Annotated in this window: 15 protein-coding genes and 2 tRNA genes; 9 read left to right on the forward strand and 8 right to left on the reverse strand. The window is 53.9% G+C overall.

Annotated features, from left to right (window positions below):
• The first annotated feature begins 1 nt into the window (after position 1).
• Together IPK79_02115 and cadA are read left to right on the forward strand one after the other, a co-directional pair.
• Positions 2 to 3,079: an efflux RND transporter permease subunit gene (locus IPK79_02115; protein MBK8189226.1), complete on the forward strand. Its 3,078-nt coding sequence runs from the start codon at positions 2 to 4 to the stop codon at positions 3,077 to 3,079.
• Positions 3,069 to 4,991, forward strand: a complete 1,923-nt coding sequence (gene cadA / locus IPK79_02120) for a cadmium-translocating P-type ATPase (protein ID MBK8189227.1) — start codon at positions 3,069 to 3,071, stop codon at positions 4,989 to 4,991. The genes IPK79_02115 and cadA overlap by 11 nt, the downstream gene beginning before the upstream one ends.
• A gap of 116 nt (positions 4,992 to 5,107) precedes the next feature.
• On the opposite strand, the gene IPK79_02125 is transcribed toward cadA, so the two are convergent.
• A tRNA-Gly gene (locus IPK79_02125) sits at positions 5,108 to 5,183 on the reverse strand.
• Between the two features lie 312 nt (positions 5,184 to 5,495).
• Here IPK79_02125 and IPK79_02130 point away from each other — a divergent pair.
• Positions 5,496 to 6,209, forward strand: coding sequence for a uracil-DNA glycosylase (locus IPK79_02130; protein MBK8189228.1), 714 nt, complete (start codon positions 5,496 to 5,498; stop codon positions 6,207 to 6,209).
• Here IPK79_02130 and IPK79_02135 read toward each other — a convergent pair.
• Positions 6,199 to 6,663, reverse strand: coding sequence for a cyclic nucleotide-binding domain-containing protein (locus tag IPK79_02135; GenBank protein ID MBK8189229.1), 465 nt, complete (start codon positions 6,661 to 6,663; stop codon positions 6,199 to 6,201). The genes IPK79_02130 and IPK79_02135 overlap by 11 nt on opposite strands.
• Positions 6,664 to 6,791: 128 nt before the next feature.
• On the opposite strand from IPK79_02135, the gene IPK79_02140 reads away from it, so the two are divergent.
• From IPK79_02140 to IPK79_02155, 4 genes are all read left to right on the forward strand, one after another.
• Complete coding sequence (locus IPK79_02140) at positions 6,792 to 7,550, forward strand: PD-(D/E)XK nuclease family protein (protein MBK8189230.1); 759 nt, start codon at positions 6,792 to 6,794, stop codon at positions 7,548 to 7,550.
• A 68-nt stretch (positions 7,551 to 7,618) separates the two neighbouring features.
• Entirely contained in the window at positions 7,619 to 8,761 is a 1,143-nt protein-coding gene (locus IPK79_02145; GenBank protein ID MBK8189231.1) for an efflux RND transporter periplasmic adaptor subunit, read from the forward strand.
• Between the two features lie 25 nt (positions 8,762 to 8,786).
• A complete protein-coding gene (locus IPK79_02150; protein ID MBK8189232.1) occupies positions 8,787 to 9,809 on the forward strand; it encodes an ABC transporter ATP-binding protein in 1,023 nt (340 codons plus the stop codon).
• Positions 9,806 to 10,990 carry an ABC transporter permease gene (locus IPK79_02155; GenBank protein ID MBK8189233.1) on the forward strand — a complete coding sequence of 395 codons (1,185 nt, stop codon included), beginning with the start codon at positions 9,806 to 9,808 and terminating at the stop codon, positions 10,988 to 10,990. Before IPK79_02150 ends, IPK79_02155 begins: the two co-directional genes overlap by 4 nt.
• 7 nt (positions 10,991 to 10,997) lie before the next feature.
• Here the strand turns inward: IPK79_02155 and IPK79_02160 are convergent, their stop codons facing one another.
• Positions 10,998 to 12,818: a tetratricopeptide repeat protein gene (locus tag IPK79_02160; GenBank protein ID MBK8189234.1), complete on the reverse strand. Its 1,821-nt coding sequence runs from the start codon at positions 12,816 to 12,818 to the stop codon at positions 10,998 to 11,000.
• Positions 12,819 to 13,187: 369 nt separating this feature from the next.
• Between IPK79_02160 and IPK79_02165 the strand changes: the two genes are divergently transcribed.
• Positions 13,188 to 13,259: transfer RNA gene (locus IPK79_02165), tRNA-Asn, on the forward strand.
• Positions 13,260 to 13,456: 197 nt separating this feature from the next.
• Positions 13,457 to 14,173 (forward strand): zinc metallopeptidase, encoded by a 717-nt coding sequence (locus IPK79_02170; protein MBK8189235.1) that lies wholly within the window; start codon positions 13,457 to 13,459, stop codon positions 14,171 to 14,173.
• Positions 14,174 to 14,277: 104 nt separating this feature from the next.
• Here IPK79_02170 and IPK79_02175 read toward each other — a convergent pair whose 3' ends face one another.
• From IPK79_02175 to IPK79_02195, 5 genes are all read right to left on the reverse strand, one after another.
• Positions 14,278 to 15,306 (reverse strand): glycosyltransferase family 2 protein, encoded by a 1,029-nt coding sequence (locus IPK79_02175; protein ID MBK8189236.1) that lies wholly within the window; start codon positions 15,304 to 15,306, stop codon positions 14,278 to 14,280.
• Positions 15,307 to 15,384: 78 nt separating this feature from the next.
• Positions 15,385 to 16,038: a hypothetical protein gene (locus tag IPK79_02180; GenBank protein MBK8189237.1), complete on the reverse strand. Its 654-nt coding sequence runs from the start codon at positions 16,036 to 16,038 to the stop codon at positions 15,385 to 15,387.
• A 573-nt stretch (positions 16,039 to 16,611) separates the two neighbouring features.
• Positions 16,612 to 17,808, reverse strand: coding sequence for a tetratricopeptide repeat protein (locus IPK79_02185; protein MBK8189238.1), 1,197 nt, complete (start codon positions 17,806 to 17,808; stop codon positions 16,612 to 16,614).
• Positions 17,809 to 17,899: 91 nt separating this feature from the next.
• Entirely contained in the window at positions 17,900 to 19,240 is a 1,341-nt protein-coding gene (locus IPK79_02190) for a tetratricopeptide repeat protein (protein MBK8189239.1), read from the reverse strand.
• A complete protein-coding gene (locus tag IPK79_02195) occupies positions 19,224 to 19,646 on the reverse strand; it encodes a hypothetical protein (GenBank protein MBK8189240.1) in 423 nt (140 codons plus the stop codon). The genes IPK79_02190 and IPK79_02195 overlap by 17 nt, the downstream gene beginning before the upstream one ends.
• Positions 19,647 to 19,655: the final 9 nt, after the last annotated feature.

The following is a 19,655-nucleotide window of genomic DNA, read 5'->3' on the forward strand; positions in this document are numbered from 1 at the left end:
GATGGAAAACTTTCTCTCAAGCCTCATTAAACAACGGCTTTTAATCTGCATTGTCTTTTTCCTGTGCATTCTTGGCGGCGTGATTTCCTTTAAAAATCTGCCCATCGATGCCTTTCCCGATCTCACCAACAATCAAGTTCAGGTTCTGACCGAAGCGCCTGGAATGGCTCCGGTTGAAGCGGAACAATTGGTGACGGTTCCTATTGAATCCATTATGAATGGTCTCCCAAAAGTGGCAGAGGTTCGCTCTATTTCCAAGTTTGGGCTGTCCGTCGTCACGGTAGTCTTTGAAGACAATGTGGATACTTATTTTGCAAGACAGTTAGTAAACGAACGACTGCAAAGCGCCAAGTCCCGCTTGCCGGACAATATCAACCCGGAACTGGGGCCAATCACCACCGGGATGGGTGAAATTTATCAGTATGTGGTGGAAGGTCACGGCTATTCAGCAACAGACTTGAAGACACTGCATGATTGGGAAATCAAGTATCAGCTTCGCACCGTGCCGGGTGTCAATGAAATCAATACCTGGGGTGGCTTTACCCAGGAATATCAGGTGACGGTCTTCCCGGAAAAGCTGATGCAGTTCGGCTTAACGATGAATGATGTATTTGAGGCGCTTAAAAATAACAACGATAATTTTAGCGGCGGGATTATTGAACACCATTCGGAGCAATACATTGTTCGGGGCTTGGGGCGCATCAATAGCCTGGAAGATATCGGCAATATTCTGATTAAAAAACAGGGAGAAGCGCCGATCCCTATCAATCAGGTGGCCCGGCTGGAATACGGGAAAGCCCTTCGCCAAGGGGCTGTCACCAAGGACGGCATGGGAGAAGTTGTTACCGGCATTGTGATGATGCTCAAGGGAGAAAACAGCCGTGAGGTGATTGAACGAGTCAAAGAGAAGATGGCGGAAATCAAGAAGGGTCTCCCGGAAGGGATTCATCTTCACGCTTTTTATGACCAGACCCAGTTGGTAGAGCAAACCATCAAGACCGTCGAAACCAACTTGATAGAGGGCGGCATGCTGGTCATCGTGGTGTTGCTGGTGATGCTGGGCAATCTTCGGGCAGCTTTGATTGTGGCATCCGTCATTCCTATTTCCATGATGTTTTCGTTTATGGGAATGAAAGCCTTGGGCCTCAGCGCCAACATTATGAGCTTGGGGGCCATCGACTTCGGGATGATTGTGGATGGTTCTATCGTGATGGTGGAAAACACGGTACGAAAGCTCTCTCACCCGGATAACCCCAAGTCGTCAACGTTTGAGGTTATTCAAGATTCTTTAAAGGAAATGGCCCGACCTATTCTGTTCGGGATTTTAATCATCACCGTGGTTTATATGCCCATCCTGGCCCTGGAGGGGATGGAGTACAAGATGTTCTCCCCGATGGTGTTCACTGTCTGCTTCGCTCTGTTGGGGTCTCTCATCACGGCAATGACCCTGGTTCCGGTTTTGTGCAGTTTCTTTCTCAAAGGGAAGGTGACGGAAAAAGAAAGCTTTGTTATCAAGGCGGTTCGTGAACCTTATTTGAAACTGTTGGATAAAGCTTTGAACAACCGACAAAAGACGGTTGGCATTGCGGTTATTCTGTTTGTTCTTACGATGGCTTCACTCCCGTTTATGGGTACTGAATTTGTACCGGAATTGGATGAAGGGGATTTGATTATTGAAGTACGGAATATCCCCAGCATTTCATTGAATGAAGCAACGGTCGTCAGCACTCGCATTGAGAAAGTGGTCAAGCAAGTACCGGAAGTCGTCACTGTTGTTTCTAAAACTGGACGGCCAGACTTGGCAACTGACCCAATGGGTGTGTATCAAACCGATGTCTATGTCATGCTCAAACCCAAAAATCAGTGGTCTTGGGGACGCACCAAGGAGAATATCGTTGAGGAACTGTCGGAGCGGCTCAATCAGAATATACCGGGAACCAGTTTCAACTTTACCCAGCCCATTGCCATGCGGGTGGATGAATTGGTCTCCGGGGTGCGCTCCGATATTGCCGTTAAGCTATTTGGCGATGACATCAACATCCTGATGGCTAAAGCGAGTGAGATTGAAAAAGTGGTTCGGACAGTTAAAGGCGTTGCTGATTTACAAGTTGAAAAACTGTCTGGGAGCGGCCAGTTGTTGATTACACCGGATCGTCAGAAGATGGCCCGGTATGGGGTCAACATTGCTGATATTCGGATATTGGTGGAAACAGCGATTTTGGGAACGCCGGTGTCAGAAGTGCTGGATGGGAAAAAGCGGTTTACTCTTCGAGTCAAATTCCCTGAAGGCAGTTCCATTGAACCGGAAGCGATTGAACGTCTGTTGATTGAAACAGCCAATGGCCCTAGAATTCCTTTGGCCCAGGTTGCAAAGGTAGAAATTGGACAGGGTTTGGAAGTCGTGAACCGGGAATTTGGCCAACGGCGAATCATTGTCCAATCCAATGTCCGGGGACGAGATATTGGGTCTTTCGTGAAAGAAGGCCAGGAAAAAATCGAAAAGGCCGTCAAGCTCCCGCCAGGATATTACATTGAATGGGGTGGGCAGTTTGAGAACCAGCAACGGGCGATGAACAAGCTGATGCTGGTAGTCCCCTTGTCCATCCTGATTATCTTCTTCCTGTTGATGGCTACGTTTTCCTCCTACAAACATGCCTTACTGGTCATGCTCAATGTCCCCTTCGCCCTCATTGGCGGGGTCATTGCCCTCTGGGTACGGGGAATGTATCTTAATGTCCCGGCTTGCATTGGGTTCATCGCCCTGTTTGGCGTCGCTGTGCTGAACGGGCTGGTTTTAGTTTCTTATATCAACCAGCTTCGAGTCGAAGGAAAAGACTTGCTGACGGCGATCCGGGAAGGCACTGAAACCCGTTTGCGCCCCGTGTTGATGACTGCTTTGGTAGCCACCCTGGGCTTTATGCCAATGGCCCTTTCCACCGGCTCCGGGGCAGAAGTACAAAAGCCCTTGGCTACAGTGGTCATTGGGGGATTGATTACCTCCACGTTACTGACGTTGGTTGTTTTACCCGTTATTTACAGTTGGCTCAGCGAAAAGGAAGAGGATGTTTATGGGACATGATGTAACTGGTAAAGAAGGCTTTGAAGGTCGGTGGTTTAACCATCCTGTTTTGCGAAATACCCTTTTAGCAACGCTTTTAACTGGTATTGCCTACGCTTTGGCTCACACGGAAACAATCTCCCCTACTGTTGAAAAAGTTTTATTTGGCATTGCTATTTTAGTGGGAGGTTATCACTGGGCGCGGGAAGGCATTGAGGAGTTATTCGAGTGCCGGGAAATCGGCATTGAGATTTTGATGATGGCTGCCACTATCGGAGCAGTCGCGTTAAATATGTGGGATGAAGCGGCCTTTCTAGTGGTGCTGTATGGAGCCGCCGAAGGCTTGGAGGAATATACCTTTGCCAAAACACGCGCTTCGATCCGAAAGCTGCTGGACTTGGCTCCCAAGGAAGCCCGTATTCGGCAAGATGGCAATGAAGTCATGGTGCCTGCCGAAAGTCTGAAGATTGGAGATGTATTTATCGTCAAACCGGGCGAATCAATCCCAACGGACGGTCTTATTCTTCAAGGCCGATCCAGCATCAACGAATCACCAGTAACGGGAGAGTCTGTGCCGGTTGAAAAAGAAACAGGAGCAAAGGTCTTTACGGCAACCATCAATTATGATGGTGTTCTGGAAATACAAGCGACCACAGATTACCAGAACAATACGCTTTCCAAGATGGTTCACATGGTGGAAGAGGCGAGGGAACAAAAAGGGAAATCCCAGCTATTCATTGACGCCTTTGGGCAGAAGTACACCCCTGCCGTTCTAGTGGTAGCCATTCTGCTGTTGATCATTCCCCCCTTGCTAGGTGCATCCTTTCAATTCTGGGCTACTAAAGCCGTGGTATTGCTAGTGGCTGCTGCCCCCTGTGCTTTGGTTATGTCTACCCCTGTTGCCATTGCCACTGGTATTGGTGTGGCTGGAAAGCATGGCGTTTTGATTAAAGGCGGTATGCATCTGGAGAATCTGGGCAAGCTAAAAGCCGTGGCCTTTGACAAGACCGGGACGTTGACCCAAGGAAAGCCCCAGGTATCAGATGTGGTTGTACTGGAAGGTGATGAAGCACAGCTTCTTCAGATTGCTTACAGTCTGGAAAAATATTCCACCCATCCGCTGGCCAAAGCCGTCGTGGAAAAAGCCAAGGCTATGGCTGTTGAAGCCGTTGATGTTACCAATTTCCGCTCTCTTACCGGGGCTGGGGTTCACGGGCAAATTGGCCAGGATGTGTTTTACATCGGTAAGCCCAAGCTCTTTGAAGAATTGGGATTAAAACCCAATCATCAAGTGGAAGTCCTGGAAAATGCAGGGAAGACTGTGGTTCTGGTGGGAACCCAAGAGAAAATTATCGGGATTATCGGTATCCAGGATCAGGTTCGGGCGGAATCGCAAGCAGTCATCCAACGGCTTCACAAGATGGGAGTGAAGGTTGCCATGTTGACGGGTGACAACGCCCTGGCTGCTCAGGCTATTGCCAAACAATTGGGCATTGATGACGTGCGGGCGGACTTGAAACCAGAAGACAAGATCAAAGCCGTTGAAGAGTTGGAGAGCAAGTATGGCCCGGTAGCAATGGTGGGAGATGGAATTAACGATGCGCCTGCTCTAGCCAGAGCGACGGTGGGAATAGCAATGGGTACTGCTGGAACTGATGCAGCTATTGAAGCGGCAGATACGGCTTTGATGGGGGATGACCTGAGTAAAGTGGTTTATGCCATCTCCCTTGGCCAAAAATCTCGCCGGATTGGCACACAGAATATTGTTTTCTCACTCGTCCTGCTGGCAGTGATGATTCCAGCGGCCTTGATGGGTCTTTTAAGCGTTGCTGGGGCCGTCATCTATCACGAAGCTTCCGAGATTCTGGCGGTTTTAAATGGCCTTCGGGTAGCAAGGCATAATGTACAAGGGTGTTGCCAACCCAACGTATAGACTATTGCGATTAAACTGAGGAGTGTCAGAAATCAGAAAAGCCTCTCTGTGAGGGGCTTTTCTCTGTTTTTTTCTTTAAAGTGAGGAGTTGGCCTTTACTTCACTTTTTAAAGAAATGGAGCGGAGGACGGGGCTCGAACCCGCAACCTTCTGCTTGGAAGGCAGAAGCTCTACCAATTGAGCTACCTCCGCATCCGAATACGTCTTCCATGATAACTGGGGAGAAACTGAGGAGTCCACCTCTTGACGAATGTTTAAGCGGGTCTATAATGATCATGACTTGTTAGTGGAAACTCCTGTCAATACTGGGTTTTAAGGTTTCTTCCCTTCAGGGTCTTGCCTAATGGCAACATAGTTGGAAGGCAGATACTCTACCAACTGAGTTACACCCGCAACAAACCACCAGTCTCTTCTTATTACAAGGCATCCGCTAACAGGTGTCAATCCATCCCTTAAACGGGTAGAATCGCAGTTCTAAGAGCCTGTTGTCACAGGGAGTCCTCTATGAGGAGCGCGTCTGAATCCGCTTCTTCAGAAGCTGAGCTCGTCCAGCTTACCTCTGAAATTATCGCCTGCGCGCGATGCCCGCGTCTGGTAGCGTGGCGCGAGCAGGTGGCGCAAGACAAGCGTCGCCAGTTCGCGACGCAAACATACTGGGGAAAACCCGTGCCCGGCTTTGGCGATCCGCACGCGCGCCTACTCATCATTGGCCTGGCTCCAGCCGCGCACGGCGCTAATCGCACGGGACGGATATTTACGGGCGATCGCAGCGGAGAATGGCTCTATCGCGCGCTATGGAAGGCCGGCTTCGCGAACCAAGCGGAGTCCACCCATCGTGACGACGGCCTGAAACTCACAGATTGTTGGGTGAGCGCTGCCATACGGTGCGCGCCGCCACAAAATAAGCCTTCGCCAGATGAAATTCATGCCTGCGCGTCGTATCTCGCCCGAGAGTGGGCAGCGTTGCGCCAGGTGCGCACAATCGTCGCGCTAGGACGCGTGGCCTATGACACCGCATGGAAATTGCTCCAGGCGCCTGTCCCCAAGCCCGCCTTTGGCCATGGGCTTACGATTCAGTTCCATGATGATGGCGGCCGACGACTCATTGCTTCGTATCACCCCAGCCAGCAAAATACGTTTACAGGACGCCTGAGCGAGCCGATGTTCGATCGCGTTTTTGAAATGGCGCGAACGTCATTGCAGGCGCCTACGGCGTAAACGTCTTAATCAGCAGAACAGCCTGCATGATAGCCAGTGCAGATAGTAGAATCAGCACCGTGCGCTTCATGTTCTTTTCCCAGCGGGTACGCGTCGCGCTGAAAACCGAGAAGGCGGCAGTCGTGGTTTCCAAACGCTTGTTCAGCGAATACAGAATGTCGCGAACAATCTGAGGCGTCTGCGCAAGCTCGCTCTCGATTTCTTCTCGGGAAATAATCAACAATTCAACATCAGTTTTGGCGATGGCAGTAGCGGATCGGAATCCGGCCTGATCAAACATATACATTTCGCCAAAAACTTCGCCCTCTGTCACTTCACTCAGGATAAAAGGGGTGGCCTCATCGGTTTCCTTGCAGACGACAACCTGTCCTTTAGAAACGCGAAACGTCTCGCGGCCAAACGTGCCTTCGGCAATAATTTTCTCGCCTGCGCGATACGTTCGGCTCACCGCCATGTCAGCTTCCCTCAAATCCATACCGCAACTTATCTGTTAGACACTGCTTTCGCCCGTATTATGACGGACAGACGCGCGGCATGGCAAGCCGTTTTGCGCCGAGTCGTCCGAACGGTATAGTAGATCGTATGATGAGCGCCCTTTCGGATCTGTCTCTCACGGACCGCATTGCCCTGCCCACGCGAGCGGTGCGTCAATGGTCCGTTAATCACTTCAAGACATGGCGTCGATGTCGGCGCAAGTTTGAGCTTGATGTGGTTCAGGCCTTGCGTTGGCCGTCTGATCAGCGCAATTTTGCGCTCGGACAGGATGTTCATAAACTTATGGATTATCAGGCGCGCGGTTTTGATTGCGAAGCGCTCGTGGCAGCGGCGAGCCCAGGTGTTCAGCGCGCATGGCGTCTGTTAATGGCGCATCCCGCCAGCCAATGGCCCGCGATTGCCAGTGAATGGGGATTTCTGACTCCGCTGGCAACAACGCCCAGGTCCTGGCTAACGGGCCGCATTGACCGTATTTCGAAAGATCCGCAAACAGGCCGCATCTGGGTTATTGACTGGAAAACGGGCACAGCCGCCCCTCGCGAGCCACACGCCGACTGGCAGACCATTGCCTATCGATACGCCGTCTGCGAAGCCAAGCGAGAGTTAGGACTTGACGCCTCTTTTAGGCCCGAAGAAATAGGCTTTCTCTACGTCGAAGTAAAAGATCGTATTCGCGTGATGGAGATCCCCTATGACCAGGACGCCCATGAGGCGGCGCGATGCCTGTTGCGCGACACGGCGCAAGCCATGACTGATGCGCGCGCATTCCCCTTACCGCCGTCTTGTCCAGACCGCCACTGTCCATACTCGCCGGTCTGCGGGATTCGGGCGACGAGCGGCCCCTAATGCCGTTTATTGGGTATTTCTGATATGATAAGCCCCTTGCATTTGTTGGGCGGAGTCGCGTCACGCCGATGAAACTTATCTTCTCGCTCGTCTTGCTCGCAATCGCTTGCATTGCGCTGGTCGGGGCGCTGGTTATTCTTCCCGAAAAAGAAAGCCTCACGGTAACAGGACTCGTGCAGGCGCGCGAGATGAAAGACGCCTCGCGCTTTGGCGGACGTATCAAGACCGTTCTGGTACGCGAAGGAGATCGCGTCACCAAGGGCCAAACGCTGCTGACATTTGACAACTCGGAATTACTCGCCAAGATCGCGCAGGCGCAAGCAGATCTCACACAGACGCAAGCCCGCGCGCAAATGATTAGCCAAGGCGCAGACGCCACCGATATCCGCCAAGCCTATTCGCAAGTACAGCAATCAGAAGACAATCTGTCGTTGATTTCTAAAACCGGCGGCATCGAAAGCGCCAAGGCTCAAGCTGCGCTCCAGGCCGCTCAGGTGGATTATGACAAAGCGCTTGCCGCCAAACAGAACGCGCCACAAATGCTTAGCGAGGGCATTATTTCACAGCAGAAATTCAACGAGATCAGCGCCCAGTTCGAAGCCGCTAATAGCGCCGTCAAAGCCGCTCGACAGGGGTATCAACAGGCCAGCGGCGGCGCACGACGCGATCAGCTTAATATTGCGCGCGCGCGCGTCGACGCCTCCCGCGCCAATTATCAAAAATTGCTCAAGGGCGCCAACAGGGAAGAACTGACCATTGCGCTCTCTACGGTCGATCAGGCCAAAAGCCAGTTAGCCGCATTAAAAGCACAGCTTTCCGAGATGGAAATGCACGCCAAAATTAGCGGACAGGTCACGATTCTGGATCGAGCGCCGGGTGATCTGGCCCTGCCGGGTGTGCCGGTTGTATCAATTATTGATTACACTGACTTGTGGTCAGATATCTATGTACCGGAAAACAAGCTGTATATGGCACGCGCCGGTCAACGCATCGTTGCCATCACCTCCGCCTACGATAAGCGTACAAAATTCGATGGCGCAATCGCCTACGTGAATCCTCAAAGCGCCTTTGTCCCATCCGGCGAGCAAAGTAACAGCGGCGAACAGTCCGCCTTTCGGGTCAAGGTCCGCCTTAATGCGATGGACCGCAGCGGACAATGGTCCCTATACCCCGGCATGAAAGTTAAAATCAAACTCACGGCGACGCGTTAGCCGTGCCCAGAAGGCCGCTTGCGCTATGAGCGCCCTCACCCCGCCGCCGCCGGCGATTATAACCGAGGACTTAATCCGCCGCTTTGGTGAGAAGGTCGCCGTCAATCGGTTAAACCTGTCGATAGCGCGCGGCGAAATTTTTGGGTTTCTCGGCCCCAATGGATCGGGCAAGTCCACCACCATTAAGATGCTTTGCGGTTTGCTCGCGCCGAGTTCCGGGCGCGCCGAAGTGGCGGGCATTGACGTGGACCAGGACCCCGAGCAGGTACGCGCACGCATCGGTTATATGCCGCAACGGTTTAGCCTGTATGAAGATCTGACCGTCGAAGAAAACCTGGATTTCTACGGCCAGCTATATGGCGTCGTCGGACGCGCCGGAGCGGCCCGCAAACGCGCAGTGATTGAACTGGTAGGCATCGGCGCTTACCGAAAATATCTGGGCAAACAGCTCTCCGGTGGCTGGAAGCAGCGTCTTGCGCTCTGCTGCGCTCTAGTCCACGAGCCCGATATCATTTTTCTGGACGAGCCCACTGCATCAATGGATCCTGTCGCGCGGCGCGAGCTCTGGGACCTGCTCTTTTCATTGGCGAGTTCGGGCGTGACACTCTTTGTGACCACCCATTACATGGATGAAGCCGAGCGCTGCAGCAGCGTCGGCTATATCTATAACTCCCGCTTAATCGTCAGCGGCGGGCCTGATGAACTCAAACAAGTGCGCGAAGTAGTGGGTCAGGGCAATCAACGTTTTGAAGTCGTTTGCCGTCCACTGGTGGGTTCGTTTAATCTGGTCAAAGCGCTCGATTATGTTCATGAAGTGACCATTTTTGGCCAGGCCTTGCACGTCACAACGCCTGCCGATATGGACATTGAGCGTCTCCAGCGTGACTTGCGCGCCCGTTCCGTGGATGTTCGCCATATTCGCGCCATTGAACCGTCGCTGGAAGACGTCTTCGTGACGCTGACCCAGGCCAACGTCCGCTATGACGAAGACATGCGCCGCAATCGCGCCAGTACCGTCAAGGTCGGATGGGAGGGGCTGGAAGGATGACAACGCGCGCGCGTTCGCGAATCACGCTGGCTGGCATTCGCTCAGTGTTTCGCAAAGAACTGATTCAGCTTATGCGCGACCCCTATCTGGTCGCCTTTATTATTACGCTGCCCATTATGCAATTGCTGGTAACAGGGCTGGCCATCTCGAAAGAGCTCCGGCACGTGCCCATGGTCGTCTGTAATTACGACAAGCGCAACGGTTCATTTGAATTGCTCAAAGCATTCAACAACAGCCCTTATTTTGAGATTGATGATGCGAACTACGTCAGCTCAGAAGACGCATTGAACCGCAAGATTCGCCAAGGCAAGTTCCGCATCGGCGTCACCATCCCGCCGGATTATTCTTCGAGGCTGATGAGCGGATCTGGCCCTGCGCAAGTAGATATTACCGTCGACGGTACTCACGCCAACATCGCCAAAAGTATTCATGCCTCAGCGCTACTAGTGATTGAGCGACACACGCGCCAACTTATGAATGCACAATCGATTGTCAGCGGCAGTCTTGCGCGCAGCGAGTCGGGCGGACTATCAGCCGCCGTGATTCAACCGCGATCCAAAATTCTGTATAACCCTGACCTGCAATCGTCTTATTTTCTGATTCCGGGCATTCTCGCCATTATTATGCACATGATGACGATTCTGTTTACAAGTTTCGCGATTGTCCGAGAGCGTGAAAACGGCACGCTGGAGCAATTAATGTCGACGCCTATTCGCGTGGCGGATCTGATGATTGGCAAGGTGATCCCTTACGCCGTCATTGGTCTTCTCGACATGATGCTGACACTGGGCGTCATGGTGTGGTTTTTTCATATCAGCATCTCGGGTAGTTTCTGGTTTCTGATTCTGGCGTCGATTATCTTTATCGTGACGTCGCTCGCCATCGGCCTGTTGATTTCCACCACCTGCCGCTCACAGGTACAGGCAGTGCAATTAACGCTGGCTTTGCTGCTGCCCAGCCTGCTCATCAGCGGCTTTGTCTTCCCCCTGGAGCCGATGCCGTGGGTGATTAAGGCGTTTAGTTACTCGCTGCCGCTAACCTATTATCTTGATATCATTCGCGGGGTCGTAATCAAGGGTATTGGCCTGCTGGAACTCTGGCAGCCGTTGTTAGCGCTGGTTGCGCTATCGTCTGGGCTACTGGCGCTCTGCATCGCCCGCTTTAAAAAACAGATCGCATAAAGCGCACTTACGCTTGAAATAACTGATCAATCCGCTCGAGAATTTCGGCGTCTGTCAGCTCTGGAACGCTCGCATTGAGAGACAGCGCATGGCTATAAGCGCGCGCCGCCTCGGACGTCTGGCCTAGCAATTCCTGAGCGCGTCCCAGATTGAAAGCCGCCAGCGTGTAATCTGGCTTCAACGCCAACGCGCGGGTAAACAGGGTGAGGGCTTCTGCCCCATTGTAATATTCATCGAGATAAATCACGCCCAGATTATTAACGGCCACGGCATTCTCCGGCGCCAGAGCCAAGGCTCGACGATACGCGTCAGCGGCTTCATCGTTGCGATCGAGCTGCCACAGCAGATAGCCAATATAGTTCTCATAATCGGCATTATTCGGGTCTTCCTGCAGCAGTTCGGCGTATAACGCCATTGCGCCCTGAAAGTTCCCCTGCTCATAATACAGCTCGGCCAGCATCAGCATGGCATCGAGATTATCGGGGTCCAGTTCGCGCGCCAACTCGAATACTTCTACGGCAGCCTCAATATCCTGATGCGCCTGATAATAAATCGTGCCTACCGTTTGGGCGACCGTTGACATCCACACCGGGTCATCGCCATGGCTGATGGCAAGCCGATATTCCTGCACCGCGCCGTCATAATCGTTGAGTTTGAACAGCGCATAGGCCATATTACTGTGTATGTAAGGGTTTTTAGGTTGCCGCGAGGCGCATTCCTTAAGGTAATAAAGCGCCCGCATGTAGTCTTGAGTCTCGATATAAACGCGCCCCAATTGTGCGCGCGTCTCGCCGTCCTGAGGATCCAGCGCGAGCGCCTTTTCAAGTCGCAGGGCCGCCTGCGGGGCGTCTTGGCGATGGGCATAGGCCATGCCGAGGCGTTTATTGAGATCCGCCGACTCAGGGGCCAGTTCAACGGCCCGCGTCAGACAATAAATAGCGGCATCCGGGTGATGAACCGACTCGTAATAGCCTCCCAGGAGCGTCCAGAAAATGGGTTCGCCGGGATAGCGCTGTGAACCCCATTCGTAAGCCCACGAGGAGAACAGGCCCATACGGAAGGCTTGCAGCGTCCTACCGCATACCAGCAGCGTCTGAACTTCGATATCCTGAATCAGCGCGTCGCGCATTTGAGCGCGCACGTCGCCATCGAGCGGCAACAGCGCCAGCCCTGCCATAAACTGCGCCAGTCCCTCGCCCACACCCCGTAGTCGCATCAGCGACGGCTGACGAGAGGCCGCGGCTTCATGAATCAACAGGCTGCCCAAAGCCAGACGCGCTTTCGGCAATTGCAAGGGCCTGAGGGCGATGGCGTCACGAAACCACTGACGTGCGCGTTCCGTACGCCCGGTTTTCTTGCAAAAATGACCCAAAAACAGCTTGGCTTCGGCATTTTTTGGGTTATACGTCAGGGCGAGCTCGCCGTAATGCAACGCCTGTTCCTGGCTGATATCACCATTTTCCCACAAGGCCGACGCAAGCCGAACATAAGCTTCAGGCAAATTAGGCTCGGCTTCAAGCGCGCGACGATAGTGCCGAATGGCGGATTCCAGATCCGGGCGCTGGGCTCGCGCCAGATAGCTATTGTAATGACGGTTGGCGAGCTTCAGGAAATCCCGGGCAGAAAGGGCTTGCGACGAGGAAGTCTCCTCATCGAGGCGTTGTCCGTCGGCGAACGCGGCATGCGAATGTCGGGTGTGGTCGCTGAGCGTCATAACATCCCCAAGGCTTGATAATAACCCGCCTAACGCCGGCGGCGCCCGCATGGCCGTCACCAGAAAAAGGGCCTGCGATGCAAATTTTGTAGAGGCAAAGAAGCCTTCGACCAAACCGCAGGAAACTTTATATCATCCAGCCGACGTAAGTTCGTGTCCTCAGACGTTCAGACGTACGCACCGCGAGACTCCCCGCGACAGAAAAAGACGCCCCTGATATAAATTCAGGCGCGTCATCAGAATGTCCTGTATGGGAAATGGGGTGCGACTCAAAGATCGCAACATCATTAATGAGAAAGATTCTCAAATATTTGAGAGGTATTGTAGCCCCCTCTCGCCAAGGGGTCAAGCGACTCTCGACGCGAACGCGCCATATACGCCCGGTTGTTTGAAGGGTTTTACGCATAATGGGTTTACTTTTGCCAAGCGACTGCTCTATACTCGGTAACACATTTTTGTAGCCCCCTGTGGGTGACGCTCTATTCCTCAGTAGCTCAACGGTAGAGCATGCGGCTGTTAACCGCAGGGTTGTAGGTTCGAATCCTACCTGAGGAGTTTTTCTTTTGGGTAGTCCAGGTCATCGCTGCAGACGCTAGCCCAAGCGGCGGCGGATTCTCAGGTATGGTGTTCCGAGAGAGAACCGCCTTTAGGCGCACGACTGGGGGGTATGTCATTCGGGCGCGCATTCGGTACAATAGCGCCATCGTCACCGCTTACTTTTCGACAACACTTAGAGGAGATTGGACGACGCCATGTTTTTCCACGACCCCGGTTACATGCTGATTATGCTCGTCGGATTGGCCCTGACGTTTCTCCCTCAGATTTGGGTGAAGAGCGCCTACAATCGTTACTCACAGGTTCCCGCCAGCCGGGGCGAAACTGGCGCACAGGTCGCCGAGCGCATTTTGCGCGAGAACGGCGTAACGAACGTAATCGTGGAAGAAGTCGCGGGCCAGCTCAGCGATCACTACGATCCGGGCGCGCACGCCGTACGGCTGTCAACGGATAACTATCATGGCAGATCCATCGCAGGCGTAGCCATCGCGGCCCACGAAGTCGGTCATGCGCTACAACACGCGACCGGTTACTACCCGGTTGTCTTACGCGCAGCCATGGTCCCTGTCGTGAATCTGGGCAGCCAATTAGGGCCTTTGTTATTGATGGTTTCACTCGGCATGGGCGCCGTGAGCCACGCGATGCCAGGCTGGGCGTGGGGACTTGCCTGGCTGGGCGTTCTGTTATTCTCGGCCTCGGTCGCCTTTCATATTGTGACTTTGCCAGTGGAAATCAACGCCAGCATGCGGGCCATCAAGATTCTGTCGGATGGCCGCTACGTTACCACTGACGAATTGCCCGGCGCCAAAAAAGTGCTGACCGCCGCTGCCTTTACTTACGTGGCAGTCGCCCTCTACTCGCTGATTCAGCTCGCCTATTGGGTTTTTCGTCTGGTTGGCAGTCGCCGCAATTAAGCGAAAGAGCCGCTTAAAAAGGCTTTCAAGACTCTTAACGCGGGACGCTGAAAGGCTTCCCGCGTTATTTTTAAATGCGCATGTGGTCTATTCTTCTATCTATCTTAACGCTCAGCCGTCTGCGGCGCCCAAGCGTCGTCTGAGCGCGCGCCGACCATTTGGCGCAATCGGCAAACAAGCAATGCCACGCGCAAAATCGCCTTTTCCAGATCGGCGCTCCAGTTCAAAAGCAGATATGACACCGCCTCGGATACGCTTAACGTAATTTTCCAGCGCAAAAGACGGGCCTGGATGCGAGCCAGGCGTAACGCGTCAAAAATCAGATTCAGCAACAAAAAGGCCAGCAAAGCACGAATCGGCGACATGACGGCCAACGCCAGCGGAAACGCGGCCGCGCGCAGTATCGTTTGCCAGAAACCCAAGCGACAATACCCTGCCAGATGCTGATAAGCGTCGGCGGACTCTGGATGCTGACACAACAGATATCGCATCCGCGTCATGGTTTGCCAGAAGCGACCCAACTGCCCATATTTTGGCGAGACTCGCAAGGCTTGGTGCCAACAAGCCCACCCAGGCAGATATTGAACCTGCGCGCCATGTCGCCGCGCTCGGCTCACGAGATCCCAACCTTCTGACCAATGGGACAGCTTGGGGTCAAAACCGCCCAACTCATGAAATAACGTCTTACGAAAAGCCGCTTGGGTACTGCGATACGGATCGTCTTCCATAACCACCGTATGCAGGAAAGGCTCAATCGCGGGTAATTTAGATTGAATTGGCCCATAATAGATGTCGGCGGTCGATCGAGCGACCACGGCGGCAAGTTCTGAGAGCCAGTCGGGGCTGACAGCGCAGTCATCATCCAGAAAAACAAGATACTCGCCACGCGCCACCCCAGCGCCAAGGTTTCGCGCCTCTCCAGGGCCTTCCTGCGTACAGGCGAGATACGCGATCGGTGGCGAGCCCGGCGGCAAAGATTCGATACGCGGCTTGAGATCATGAGGCGAACTATCGTCGACCACTATCACCTCAAAGGGCGGGGCGTCGCGCTGTTCGCGCAGGCGCGCCAAGAGCCCCAGCAACTGCTCAGGCCGGTTGCAGGTAGGAATAATAATGGAAAAAATAATATCCATCTGCCGTGTCGCGCCGCATACGCGCGACTCTCTGACGCTATCCGTTGACGGTTATTGTATCAAAAGCGTCGGCGACAGTTATTCTATGCGATCCGTCCGCACGCGAAACACGATGGGCTCACTCTGCGGCGCGCGCGGGTCTTCGAGAATCAGCCGAAACTCGTCCATGTTCATCAAGTCTTCAAACGAGAAATAGTAGGCATTAATGGCTTCAAATGGTCGAATTTTGACGTTGGGGACCGCCACTGCAGTTTTCTGCTGAATCTGACGCGTCGGGCGCAGTTGAAAGGCGCGTCCACGGCCTGCCCCTTCAATGCGCGCCTTTAACCCAGAAGCGAAACCGGCGCTCTCGCCGGTCAACGCAACGGAAAACTTGACAGTCACAGGATCGCGTACGCTCTGAATGCTTGAAATCAGTCCCGCATACCGTTTTCTGGCATGCCGGACATCATCCTCGCCTGGATTATTGGGGTACCCACCTCGCGCGGCCTTGGCGGCCAGGAGCATGTATGGCGTGTAGATATTCAGCAGGGTTCCATCGGCTGCCTCCAGCCAGTTGCCGCCCAATAATGACATCAACCCCATGCCGCTTTGACTCATGCCGTAACGCAAGGCCTTACTGACACCCGCTGCGTCCAGACGCGTCATGGCTCGCGTCGGCGTTGCCGCAAAAAGAAGAACGCAAACAGCCGCCAACAGGCAAGAGAGCAAAAAGCGAGTTGAAAAAATCATGACAATATCCTGTGTTCGGGTTTGCCCGGCTCTCGGCCAAGTTTCTTAAGAAGCCCTTTTCATTAGTTGAACAACCGACAGGGCGTCGCTGATGCCTATTTTACCCTGTTGGGAGCGCTCGGGTCAGGAATACCATTCGTTCTTAGGGCGGCGAGTGAGCGCCAGCAGATCGAGGCTCCTATCAAACGATATCCAAACGCGGCGTTTTTTTATTGGGAGATGGATTTTCAGAGCGCGGTGCAGACGGCGAGAAGCCCTTAGATGAGGCAGGAGGGCGAGTCGGAACCGACGACCTCTGAACGTGTGGAGGCTGGCTTTTACCGTTTGACGACAGAAGAGACATCGGCGCAAACACCAAAAATACCGCAACAGCGCCTAGCCGAACGAGCGCATGTACGGACTCCGCCAGCGCGCGTACTCGACGTCGACTCTTTTCCTGCTGTGGCGTCAAGGCTTGGGAAGTCTGTTCTGCCCCACGCGACGCAAGGTCGAGACGTCCGAACGCGGGCCGACGCGCCGAAGAAAATACCGGACGACTCATGCCACACAGTGACATCGGAACAGCTATAACGCTCATTGAAACGGTTCTCCTGAAGCTTTACCGGCGGGCAAGGCATACACCTTGCGAATGGTCGCGATATCGCGGGCCGACAATTGAGAAACAATGGGATGGGTATACATGACGTCACCCGGATCAGGACTGTGTCCCCAGAGGCCAATCGCATGGCCCAACTCGTGCAGGGCGAAGCGCCGAGCGCTTTCCTGTCGATCCGCCCAAGGCAAGGCGTCGTCATGCGCATCACCCAGCTTGAGCGTAATCGTGACCGTCCGCGAGCGCTCTTCACGCTCCCATGGACGCGAGTTGACGGTAAACTCCGTATGACCTACTTCCATAGTGGGATGCGCCATGGGGCCGCGAATCATCCGCACAATGAGATTTGCCTGCATCGGGTCGCCGACTTCCGCAAAGCGAATGCGCCCGCTAGTAGCCTGCTCCCAACTGCGCATCCCTTCATGAATCAGGGGAACGAACTGCGCCAGTTGCGGCGCCGTGATTTCCACATAAAAACGGACGGGCTCGCCGGGCTTTCCCCAAAACACATGACGGCCCTCATCGCGCACGTCCAGCGCCGTATAATAGTCGGCGCTGGCAAGGCCCAGAGCTCGATTTTTGCGGTAGTTATCGACAATGGCGCGAATTGGCGGATCGGGATTAGGCGAGAGTTTAAGATAGGTTTCGTATGCTTTGAGGGCTTCTTCTACACGCCCCACGTTTTCGCACGCGACACCCAGATTACGGTAGAGCAGGGGTTCGGCTGGCGACCATGCGATGGCTTGTCTGTACACTGCCAGAGCCGCCTCGTACTCCTTTTTGGCTTCCAGCGCGCCGCCCAGATTGTTAGCCGCTTGAATCAGCCCGGGATTATAGCGCAGGGCCTCACGATACGCAGTAATCGCTTCATCTGTACGCCGCGCCGCCTCGGCGTCAACGCCTCGATTATAGGCTTGTACGGCCAGGCGCTTTGCCTGATCGCTTACCTGAGCCTGATGCGCCGCATACAACTGCGCCACACGATAATCCACCGAGCCGCCGGGCTTGGGAGCCTGGCCCAATTTGACTTCCAACGCGTTGAGCCGATCGCCTAAGGGCGCTTGTGGAGTCGAGCGGCCTAGATTTTGTAATTCAAGCGTTTCCAGACTGCGCTCAAGATCGCCAGCGTCTTCCGCCATCGACGGCGCCATCAGTAAAACGAAGATGGCAGCCCCCATTAGCAGCCCAGACCTCGCGGCGCGCGCGTTGCAAAGGCGAACGAGAGAAAACGCATTGACGAACACACCGGTAAAAAGCATCACCTGAGCCTCAGCCCAAAAAGTACAGACTCACGAAATCCATCACGCTGGAGCGGCGATTAGCAGGGGCAGACGGCGCAGCCTTGGCGGCATCGCCCTTGGCTTGCTCAATCTGCGAAAACTTGACGCCCATCATCCGCTGAAACGTGCGACTGGCGAGCTTGGGCTTTTGCATTTTCTTATACAACATGCCCAAGTTAAGGTAAGCCTTTTCCAGATTGGGATTAAGCTGCGTGGCGCGCTGATAAGCGGCTAAGGCCTGACGATTGTCATGCGCCAGTTCATAGGCGTAACCCAGCTCATTCCAGAAAACCGCATTACGCCGTTCCTGACGCGTGAGGGATCGGCATAAGGCGATGGCATCCTCATACTCCATCAGCTTTTGATGGGCATAAACCAGATTCAGTTTTGCGCGCGTCAGCTTGGGATTGAGTTCGAGCGCGCGCATATAGGCAAACTTCGCTTCGGTCGCCTTTAGAGCGTTTTCATAAACAAAGCCCAGATTGTTGTAGAGTTCGGCCTTCTTAAGCGGATCGACGCAAAGACCAATGGCCGTTTCCATATCGCGCTGCGCCAAATACGCCTTACCCAAGCTCAAATTAACGATAGCGGCATTGGAATAAACGAGCCAGCTCGGGTCACGGCCTGTTTTCAGCGACTCAAACACTTCGCGCGCGCGCCCGTTTTGCCCAGCCAGCAAGAGGGCAAGCGCAAAATCATTACGCGTTTTCAAGTCAGCATCGCGCATAGCGGCCACTTCATAGTAACGAACCGCATTTTGGTAGGCCTGGGCATTTAGCGCCGCTTTGCCTTTCAAGCGCGCTTCGCCAGCGCGTTTAGCCAGTGCCTGCTCAACAGCCTTGCGCTCATCTTCCGGCAGGGTCGCCGCAACTTTGGCAAGTCCCTCAAACGCCCTCAGGTTAAAGCGATATCCCTTGAGGACGTCGCGATACAGTTGCCCAGCGGCCCGTGCGTCAGGCTTAGCCATGTAGGCGTCAGCAAGGGCCAGATCAAGCGTTACATCCTGAATCGAGGTGCGCGCCGCCGACAGTGCAGCAATGGCGTCATCGATAAAGCCCGCCTGCTTCATAGCGTCAGCCAGGCCTGTAATGGCGACAATACTTTTAGGATTGAGCGCCAAAGCCTTACGCCATTCGAGCGCGGCGAAATCCCATTGGCGCGCTTGCATATAGCCTTGCGCCGCACGCGTATGCTCGACAATCTCAACCCCGGCATCCGTCTCAAGCGCCCATATCGGCACGCTCACAAAGGCCAGCGTCCCGGCCAGAATGAATGCTAACAGGGTTCTGCAAGTAGCAGGGGAGCGATATTGCCTAGAAGCGTCTGCCATAGGGCATCTGATAGAATCCAAAATCGGGGAAGTAACCCATATAACCCGCCCGCAGCGGATTATTCATTGCGTAGTCCCCATTATTCTGTAAAAAATAGGTAATATCCACCAGCTGATTTTCGGCCGAACGGTAATGAAGTCCCACCAACAGACCGTTCTCAAAAACGAAGATCGTCGATGCCCCGGATCCGCCTTCGTCGTAGTAGACAAAGTTATTAATCACCGGATACATTTGCTCGCCGCTAAGAACTTCATCCGGCATGCCGATAATGCGCTTGACGTCAGCCATCGACGAGCCGCCCCAACGCAGATCCTTAAAGCCCAAGGCCGCAGCGCCTTGATCAGGAGCGGTAAACGAAAAAGACCAAGCCGCTTGCGCATAGGGATGCGCAAGCGACAGGATCAAAAGCAAAAT

The organism is Vampirovibrionales bacterium, assembly GCA_016712355.1.
Classification (GTDB): domain Bacteria; phylum Cyanobacteriota; class Vampirovibrionia; order Vampirovibrionales; family Vampirovibrionaceae; genus JADJRF01.